The sequence below is a fragment of the Porphyromonas sp. oral taxon 278 str. W7784 genome, assembly GCF_000467855.2.
Classification (GTDB): Bacteria; Bacteroidota; Bacteroidia; order Bacteroidales; family Porphyromonadaceae; genus Porphyromonas.
In genome coordinates this window covers 468,861-469,165 of record NZ_KI259258.1, presented here as the reverse complement: position 1 = coordinate 469,165, position 305 = coordinate 468,861, and the positions used below count along the sequence as shown (strand labels likewise).

At 61.0% G+C, this 305-nt stretch carries 1 protein-coding gene; it reads right to left on the bottom strand.

The window, feature by feature from the left end; translation table 11 throughout:
* On the bottom strand, positions 1-305 hold a 305-nt coding region (locus HMPREF1556_RS08760; protein WP_021668050.1), incomplete at both ends, for a carboxypeptidase-like regulatory domain-containing protein.

Below are 305 nucleotides of genomic sequence, written 5' to 3'. Positions count from 1 at the left end.
GCCGAACTAGCAGCGGGAGCGATCTGCGTAGCATCGAAGACCATGCGGTCGGCCTTGCGGAGCATGATGGGGCGACGGCCTGTGACTTGGACGGCGGAGAGCTCCTTGGTCTCCTCGGTGAGGAGCAGTTCTCCGAGGTCAAGAGCACCCGTGAGGGTGAGGGTTTTGTGCAGGGGTTTGTAGCCCAGAGCATGGATCTCTAGGAGGAAAGTCCCTTGGGGAGCCTCGAGGCGGAAGCCCCCATGTTCGTCACTCGTCGTCCCTACGACGAGGGTACTATCTGCGGGCTTTCTCAGGAGGACATT